The following is an 8450-nucleotide window of genomic DNA, read 5'->3' as shown; positions in this document are numbered from 1 at the left end:
GTCCGAACCCGAACCCGAACCCGAACCCGAACCCGAACCCGAACCCGAACCCGAACCCGAACCCGAACCCGAACCCGAACCCGAAACGGCTGCGGCTGCGGCGGAGGCGGCGAAGCCAGGGCTGATCGGACGGCTGCTCGGTCGCGGGGATCGCAAGACCGTCGTGCGGCGAGAGCTTGACGACGCGATGTTGGAACAATTGGAGGAACTGCTGATTACCGCCGATATGGGGGTCGACACGGCTATGCGGGTAACGGCGAACATGGCCGAAGGGCGGTTCGGCAAGAAACTCTCGACTGACGAGATCAAGAACCTGCTCGCCGCCGAAGTTTCGCGGATTATGGAGCCTGTGGCGAAACCGATGCCGCTTTATTCCAAAAGCCCGCAGGTGGTTTTGGTCGTTGGCGTCAATGGCTCCGGCAAGACCACGACGATCGGCAAGTTGGCAAGCCAATTCAAGGCGGCTGGCAAGTCTGTTGTCATTGCTGCGGGCGACACCTTCCGCGCCGCGGCGGTGGAACAGTTGCAGGTTTGGGGTGACCGGGCCGGCGTGCCTGTTCTGACTGCGCCCGAAGGGTCAGACCCCGCATCGCTCGCCTTTGATGCGATGACCAAAGCGGAACAGGACGGTGCGGACTTGCTGATGATCGACACCGCCGGGCGGCTTCAGAACCGCGCGGATTTGATGGAGGAGTTGGCAAAGATCGTCCGCGTGATCCGCAAGAAAGACCCCGATGCGCCGCATAATACTCTGCTGGTGCTTGACGCCACCACGGGGCAGAATGCGCTTTCGCAGGTCGAGATTTTCCAGAAACTTGCGAATGTTACGGGCCTTGTCATGACAAAACTTGACGGGACCGCCAAAGGCGGCGTGCTGGTCGCGCTGGCCGACAAGTTCGGGCTGCCGATCCACGCGATTGGCGTGGGGGAGCAGATTGACGACCTCGCGCCTTTTGATCCTGAAGAATTCGCCCAAGCCCTGACGGGGTTGGAGTCATGAGGGGCCTGCCCGCGATATTCGCCGTTTTGTGCGCCGTTGCGCCAACACTCGCCAACGCGGCGTCGGAATGCGAAGCTCAATGGAAATGGGCGCAGGAGCTTGCCCAGGTATCGGCGGAGTCGACCTTTCGCCCCTCATCGGTCGCCGCTGGGGGTTGTTTGATCCGGGGCGTCACGCTGACCGAATTTGGCGGCGACACCGCTGAGGTGCAGATCGGATCGCTTTACTGGTCCGCCGACGGGCTCGCGAAAACGATTGAGGACGGGACACCGCCCCATGCGCTGTCGCTGAACGCCGAAGGGGTTCGCTATGTCCCGCAGATCAATGATCCGGTCATGGATTATCTGTTCTCGGCGCAGGCCGTGGGGCAGGGGATCGATGTTCAGCTTGAAGCGGAATGGGTAGAAGATGCACGGCAACTTATCCTTGATCGCCTCGTGCTGGACTTCCCCGGTGACAATCACATCGCGCTAACCGGAACCGTGGACCGCGTGAACCTCAACAGCCTGAGTGCGGCGCAGCTTAGCGTCGGCACGATGGGGCTGCGCGAAGCAAAGCTTGATATTACGACCAAGGGATTGTTCGAAAACTACATCCTGTTCGCCATCGGCGCCGCCCTGCTGGATGGCGCGGACGACCCGGACCGGCGGGTCGCGCAGTTAAAGGACGAGGCGCGCGCAGCTATCGACACGATGCCAGCCGATCTTCTCGACGCATCTTCCCGCGTGGCGGCGCTGCGGTTGTTGGATGACCTGCCAAACCCCTATGGGCGCATTTCGTTGACGGTCGATGCGCCAACAGGCATCGGGCTGACCCGGTTCATCCCGCTCGCGATGCATGACGGACCAAAAACACCCGAGGATATCTGGCCAATCTTCGGTGGTGTCGCGCTGGGTCTTGATTATACGCCTGCCGACAGGAACTAGCCGCAATTGGCCTACCCAGCCGGATCATCGCGCTTCAATTTGTGGGCAGTCGCACGAAGGAGCCACAGCACCAAAAGCGCAATACCGGTCGCGAGTATCGCAAGTGTCAGCCGCCCGGTGCCGCAGGTCAGGCCAATCGCCCCGGCAAGCCACATGCCTGCGCCCGTCGTCAGCCCACGCACGTTGCCGCGCGATGTGATAATCGACCCGGCCGCAAGAAACGCGACGCCGGCGGTCACGGCCTCGATCAACCGCAAGGGATCAAAGCGCAACTGGTTGTCGTGCTGGGGCGTGATCGCCATGAGCTCAAACGTGATGAGTGTGAACAAACACGCGGCGAGAGCGATCATCATGTGGGTGCGCAAGCCCGCGGGTTTTGACTGCACCTCGCGTTCCCACCCAATCGCCCCGCCAAGGACGAGGGCCGCCAACAGGCGTAGGGCCGCGACCTCGAATGGGATGCTCCGCAGAGGGGCGGCGAATTCCGACAGTAGATTTTCAAGCATTCCCGATTTCGGCTCCGATCATCGTTTGCGGTGGCGGTCGCATGTGATCTGCAACGCGCCCAACACCGCGCAGGTTCCTGCCGGATGAGCGATTGGCTGGTTTCACTGGAAGGGACGGAGGCCGGACATCACCTCGCCCTGATCCTCGCGCTCATCGCCGCATTCCTGCACGCGGTTTTCGGCGCGCTTCAGAAGGGGCGATTTGATCCGTGGCTGATGCGCGGCGCGATTGACGTGAATTACGGCCTGATCGCCGCCCCCTTCGCGTTTTTCGTCGTGCCGTGGCCAGAGCCGCATATGTGGCCGATCTTTGTGGGCGCGTTCGTGATCCACACCGGATACAAGCTGCTTCAGGCGCAGACCTATTCGCTGGGGGCTTACACGGTCGTCTATCCCGTGGTGCGCGGTATGGGGCCGCTGTTCACTGTGATCGGCGCCTGGATCGTGTTCGGAGAAGTGTTTTCCACCACCCAGTGGCTTGGCGTTCTCGTGCTTGTTACGGGGATCTTCGGGCTGGCGGTTTACAACCTGATTTTCACCGTTGTCGCCCGCGATACGCTGGTGCCCGCGCTGTTGATGGCGGTCGCGACGGGTGGGCTTGTCGCGCTCTACACGACCTATGATGCTTACGGCATCCGCGCCACGGCGGACCCTTTTACGTTCCTGGCGTGGTTTTTCATGATCGACGGGATCGTCATGCCGCCGATTGCGGTGCGCCGGTGGTTGCGATTAGAGCATCGCCCACCCCTATGCCCGCTATTGACGCGGGGGCTGATCGGCGCGTTCTTGGCCTATGCGAGCTTTGGGTCAATCATGCTCGCCACACGGCTTGACAAGGTGGGTGAGGCTGCGGTTTTGCGTGAAACCTCTACCGTATTCGCCGCCGTGATCGGCTGGGTCGTGCTGAAGGAGGCCGTCGGCCCGCGACGCCTCGCGTTGATGGCTTTAATCGCGACAGGCGCGGTGATAGTAGAACTGGGTGGATAAGGCAGGAGAGCCGAATGGCCGAACAGAAAGTCAGCCCCGGACTAAAGCTCGCGTTGGAAATCGGCCCGATTATCGCGTTCTTCGTCGGGTATTTCCTGCTGAAAGATCGCACATTCACGATTGGCGGCAACGAATATTCCGGCTTTATCCTTGCGACGGCTGCTTTCGTGCCGTTGCTTGCCGCGACCACGTTCGCGCTTTACCGGCTGACGGGCCACCTGTCGAAAATGCAGATCGTGACGCTGGTTCTTGTCATCGTCTTTGGTGGGCTGACCGTTTGGCTGAATGATGAGCGGTTCTTCAAGATGAAGCCAACGATGATTTATCTGCTGTTCGGCGGGGCGCTTGGCGTCGGTTTGCTGCGCGGGCAGAGTTACCTTCAACTGGTTCTGGAAGACGCAATGCCGATGAAGCACGAAGGCTGGATGATCCTGACCCGCCGCTTGTGCGCCTTCTTCCTTGCGCTTGCCGTGCTGAACGAAGTGATCTGGCGTAGCATGTCGACAGAAGCTTGGGTGACGTTCAAAACCTTTGGCCTGACCGCCGCGATCTTCGTGTTTTTCATGACGCAGGGGCGGCTGTTGCAGACCTACGCGATTGAGGATGAGGATACGTCGTCGACCTGACGGATCGCGCTAGCGTTTACCCTTGAACAGCAAATCCTGCGCCTTGCGGTCGCCTTGCAGATCAGACCGCTGATCTTCCGCCACGGCGAATCCACGTTTGACACCTTCACGCGCGCCGACCGCATCCAGCCAGCGGGCCATATGGGGTTTGTCATCCAGCGTTTGTTCCTGACCTTCCCACCCCTTCGCCCAAGGCCAGATCGCCATATCCGCGATAGAGAAAAAATCGCCCGCAACGAATTCATGATCCGCAAGCTGCTTGTTGAGGATGCCGTAAAGGCGCCTGACCTCGTTCCGGTAACGCTCTTTCGCGTAGGGCAGATCGTTCGGTGGTTCCATCGACGGGGCGTATTTCAGAAAATGATGCGCTTGCCCGGCCATCGGACCAACACCGCCCATCTGCCACATCAACCATTGATCGACCGCGATGCGGTCCCGTTCCGTCGGGCCGCCGAATTGGCCGGTCTTGCGGGCGAGGTATTGCAGGATCGCGCCGGATTCGAAGATCGAAATCGGCTTTCCGTCCGGCCCCTCAGGATCGACAATCGCCGGCATCCGATTGTTAGGCGAGATTTTCAGGAACTCAGGCTCAAACTGGTCGCCGGCGCCGATATTGATAAGATGGACGTTGTAGGGCAAGCCCATCTCCTCCAGCGCGATGGAGATTTTGCGGCCATTTGGCGTCGGCCAATAATAAAGATCAATTGGATTTTGCATCTTATCCTCCCTCGCGTGTTGGGAGGAGTCAGATCACGCTTTGCGCAGGAAAGGCAAGGGGGGCACCGCCGTGGGGCGCTGAAATAGCCGTGACCAACGCGGCGCTGGCACCGGTGGGATCGCGGTGCGGAGCAGGTTCAGCGGCAAAGTCTCCGGTGTGCGCAGCAACGCGGCATAAAGCGGGAACATGCCCGGCCGCAGATAGCCCGAGCGATGGCAAACCCGCCTGACGGGTCGCGCGATCCGAAAGCCAAGTTGGTCAAGCCCGTCGCGCGTCCGCTCACAATCTATTTGCAGGTTGAGCCATCGGGCATTGCCCTCGTTCAGCCCCGCCCCAAGCGCCCGCGACCTGAACCCGAGTGGCCGAACCCCGCGTTCGACAAGCAGGTCGAATATGTCGTTTTCCCGGCTGGTGACGTTGATAACCTCAGCCGAACGCCCCGCGGGACAATCGATGAGGGTCGTCGCGACCTCTCCCAACTCTGCCGCGGCCATCAGGATCGCCCGCCCGTAGGTGTTGGGGCTATACCGTAGCGCGCTCAGAAACACCCGCGCACCAAGGCTGTGGGCGACGACGTTGACCTTTCGATCAGGCGCAAGATCGTGGATCGCCGCGACCAGTTTCGCCACGCCAAGACCAGCGTCCGCAGCGGCGCGATAGGCTGCGCGGAACCCTCGGCGCGCCTCCCATCCAACGGCGATGCAAAGGCCTTCGTCGCTTTTGTCTCGTCCAAAACCAAGGTGGCGCGGCCAGCTAACGACGTGTTTCGCTTTCAAGGCGGGATCAAGAGACAGGATGTGATGATGGGGGCAGTGATGGGACGAACTCGGCGAAAAGGTCATGCCGTGAATCAGAATGACGATCGGCCCGTGTGGCGCATTGGCAAGGTGTTCGCGTAGCACCGTTCCAAGCCTCGGATCGGGGCCGACCGGGACGGCGGTATCTGTTTCTATGTTCACTCGCATCAGGGGCATCTTTGGCCTCCCGCTTCACATGGCTGCGTGGATGTTCTGAGCGCAGCCCTAATCAGGGTATGCAACAACGATATGGCTAGGGCGTGAAGAACCCGTTATCCCGCTGTGACGAAAGCGTGACAAAAGCTTGACGTTCGGGCCAACGGGGGCTATCCGAACGGTTGTGGCGATTTGTTAACCGGATTGCGGGCCACGTTAAATATTCTGCTAAAGAGGTCTGGGATGTTCCCTCGTGAACCCTCGACGTCTTTGCACGGTCGGGGTTTTTTTGTGCCTTCAGGCACGGAGGATGGACAATGACGAAAGACTGGAACACCCGTACGAACCTTGTGCACGCCGGCACCCGCCGCAGCCAATACGGTGAGGTGTCAGAGGCGATCTTTCTTACCCAAGGTTTCGTCTACGACACGGCGGAGCAGGCGGAAGAGCGATTCATTGAATCGGGCGATGACGAATTCATCTATGCCCGCTACGGCAACCCCACCGTGCGCATGTTTGAAGAGCGTATCGCGACGCTTGAAGGGGCAGAGGACGCGTTTGCAACCGCCTCTGGCATGGCGGCGGTGAACGGCGCGCTGATGTCGCTGCTGAAGGCGGGCGATCACGTGGTGTCCGCCCGCGCACTGTTCGGATCGTGTCTTTATGTTCTCGAAGATATCCTTGCCCGGTTCGGGGTTGAGATTACCTTTGTCGACGGGACCGAAATTGACCAATGGCGCGACGCGATGCGCTCGGACACCAAGGTGGTTTTTCTTGAGGCGCTGTCGAACCCAACGCTTGAAGTGATCGACATCCGGAAAGTTTCGGACTTGGCGCATGAGGTTGGCGCGACTGTGGTTGTGGATAACGTCTTCGCGACGCCGATCTTCCAGCGCTCTCTCGACCTTGGGGCGGATGTCATTGTTTATTCGGCGACCAAACATATCGACGGGCAGGGGCGGTGCCTTGGCGGCGTCGTTCTTGGCACGCGCGACTATATCCGCAAGACGCTTGAGCCTTACATGAAGCACACCGGTGGTTCGATGAGCCCGTTCAACGCTTGGGTGATGCTGAAGGGGATGGAGACACTTGACCTGCGATGTCGGACGCAAGGCAATTCCGCGCTGGCCATCGCCGAGGCGGTAGAGGGGCACGCCAAAGTCGACCGCGTGCTGTTTCCACATCTGAAAAGCCACGCGCAATACGATCTGGCACGCGCGCAAATGACAAAGGGCGGCACAGTGCTGTCCTTGGTTCTGAAGGGGGGGCAGGCCGAGGCGTTTCGGTTCCTGAACGCGCTGCAAATCATCACGATTTCAAATAATCTCGGAGACGCGAAAAGCATCATTACGCATCCATCGACGACGACGCATCAACGCCTGACACCAGAACAGCGCGAAACGCTGGGAATCGGCGACGGACTCGTGCGCCTCAGCGTCGGAATTGAAGATACGGACGACCTGATCGCGGATATTATGGGCGCGCTTGACGCGGTCTGATGCCTGCACACGGTCGAATTTCGCGCAAGCCTTGGACAATCGGGCGATCAGGCCTAAACTATAGGTGCTGCGCGAAAGGGGGCTCAGGATGAATATCCAAAAGCCGACAGGACGAACAACACCGGATCGGGATGCCGCTGAGGAGGCGCTCTCGACCCTGAAAACATGGGCAAAGACGGCAACACCAACCGAGGTGGCGGAACTTCACCCCGCGATTGCCCGGCTATTGCCGGGGAATGAGTTGTTGAATTACCCCGCGCTCGTCCGCGCTTATCCCGAAGAATTCACGGTGGATGAGGCTTACAAAGCCTCGCTCCCTGACCTGCAAAACGGGCCGGAAAGCCTGATCCGTGGCGCGAAACGGCATATCCAGCATGTCGGGATTTCCAATTTTCGGCTGCCTGTGCGGTTTCACCGGCGTGACAACGGCGACCTGACGCTTGAGGCATCGGTCACCGGCACCGTCAGCCTTGAGGCCGAGAAGAAGGGCATCAACATGTCCCGCATTATGCGCACCTTCTATGGTCACGCCGAAAAGACATTCAGTTTTGAAGTGATCGAAGCCGCGCTGATGGATTACAAAGCCGACCTCGACAGCTTTGACGCGCGGATTCAGATGCGGTTTTCGTTCCCGATGAAGGTTCGTTCGCTCCGCTCGAAACTTGAGGGATATCAATACTACGACATCGCGCTTGAGCTGGTCGAAACGCGCGGCGAGATCAAGAAAATCATACATCTGGACTATGTTTACTCGTCCACCTGCCCCTGTTCCCTTGAACTTTCCGAACATGCCCGCCAAACGCGCGGGCAGCTTGCGACGCCGCATTCCCAACGCTCCGTCGCGCGTATTTCCGTGGTCGTGCGGGATGAAGAAGCCTGCCTGTGGTTCGAAGACCTCATTGATCTCTGCCGCCGCGCCATGCCGACCGAAACGCAAGTCATGGTCAAACGCGAAGACGAACAGGCGTTTGCAGAACTCAACGCCGCAAACCCCGTTTTTGTTGAGGATGCCGCGCGGCTGTTTTGCGAACAGTTGCAGGATGATCCGCGGGTCGGCGACTTCCGCGTGATCGCGAGCCATCAGGAAAGCCTGCACAGCCACGACGCCGTCACGGTTTTGACGGAGGGTGAGACGTTCCTGACCGAAAGCCTCGACCCCAAGCTGTTTAACACACTCTTCCACGTCGGTTGATCCGCGCTTGACACCTTGGGCTGCCAAAGCCAAGCCTTGGCAC

9 protein-coding genes and 1 riboswitch are annotated in these 8450 nt (G+C 59.8%); of the genes, 6 read left to right on the top strand and 3 right to left on the bottom strand.

The genetic code is table 11. The features are described 5' to 3' along the window. Positions 1-1000, top strand: a 1000-nt coding sequence (gene ftsY, locus ACEWPJ_RS11655) for a signal recognition particle-docking protein FtsY (protein WP_416513243.1), incomplete at its 5' end; no start/stop codon positions are given. After that, positions 997-1926 (top strand): hypothetical protein, encoded by a 930-nt coding sequence (locus ACEWPJ_RS11650; RefSeq protein ID WP_416513242.1) that lies wholly within the window; start codon positions 997-999, stop codon positions 1924-1926. The genes ftsY and ACEWPJ_RS11650, both read left to right, overlap by 4 nt. A gap of 11 nt (positions 1927-1937) precedes the next feature. Here ACEWPJ_RS11650 and ACEWPJ_RS11645 read toward each other — a convergent pair whose 3' ends face one another. Then, complete coding sequence (locus tag ACEWPJ_RS11645) at positions 1938-2432, bottom strand: MgtC/SapB family protein (RefSeq protein WP_416513241.1); 495 nt, start codon at positions 2430-2432, stop codon at positions 1938-1940. An 84-nt stretch (positions 2433-2516) separates the two neighbouring features. Here ACEWPJ_RS11645 and ACEWPJ_RS11640 point away from each other — a divergent pair, with 84 nt between their 5' ends. Next, a complete protein-coding gene (locus tag ACEWPJ_RS11640) occupies positions 2517-3419 on the top strand; it encodes an EamA family transporter (RefSeq protein WP_416513240.1) in 903 nt (300 codons plus the stop codon). 14 nt (positions 3420-3433) lie between these two features. Continuing rightward, on the top strand, positions 3434-4045 hold the full coding sequence (locus ACEWPJ_RS11635; RefSeq protein ID WP_416513239.1) for an inner membrane-spanning protein YciB: 612 nt from the start codon (positions 3434-3436) through the stop codon (positions 4043-4045). Between the two features lie 9 nt (positions 4046-4054). On the opposite strand, the gene ACEWPJ_RS11630 is transcribed toward ACEWPJ_RS11635, so the two are convergent. Further along, positions 4055-4762 (bottom strand): glutathione S-transferase N-terminal domain-containing protein, encoded by a 708-nt coding sequence (locus ACEWPJ_RS11630; protein ID WP_416513238.1) that lies wholly within the window; start codon positions 4760-4762, stop codon positions 4055-4057. 33 nt (positions 4763-4795) lie between these two features. After that, positions 4796-5737 (bottom strand): hypothetical protein, encoded by a 942-nt coding sequence (locus ACEWPJ_RS11625; protein WP_416513237.1) that lies wholly within the window; start codon positions 5735-5737, stop codon positions 4796-4798. 153 nt (positions 5738-5890) lie between these two features. Further along, a riboswitch (SAM riboswitch) is annotated at positions 5891-5969 on the top strand. 64 nt (positions 5970-6033) lie between these two features. Between ACEWPJ_RS11625 and metZ the strand changes: the two genes are divergently transcribed. After that, a complete protein-coding gene (metZ, locus tag ACEWPJ_RS11620; RefSeq protein WP_416513236.1) occupies positions 6034-7215 on the top strand; it encodes an O-succinylhomoserine sulfhydrylase in 1182 nt (393 codons plus the stop codon). 88 nt (positions 7216-7303) lie between these two features. Next, the gene (gene folE2 / locus ACEWPJ_RS11615) at positions 7304-8407 is read left to right on the top strand and encodes a GTP cyclohydrolase FolE2 (protein WP_416513235.1); all 1104 of its coding nucleotides are present in this window, start codon (positions 7304-7306) and stop codon (positions 8405-8407) included. Positions 8408-8450 lie beyond the last annotated feature (43 nt).

It is taken from the genome of Aliiroseovarius sp. YM-037, from assembly GCF_048060095.1.
In the GTDB taxonomy this organism is placed as follows: Bacteria; Pseudomonadota; Alphaproteobacteria; order Rhodobacterales; family Rhodobacteraceae; genus JBLUOA01.
The sequence above is the reverse complement of the archived record's forward strand: the minus strand, read 5'-3'. Positions and strand labels throughout refer to the sequence as shown.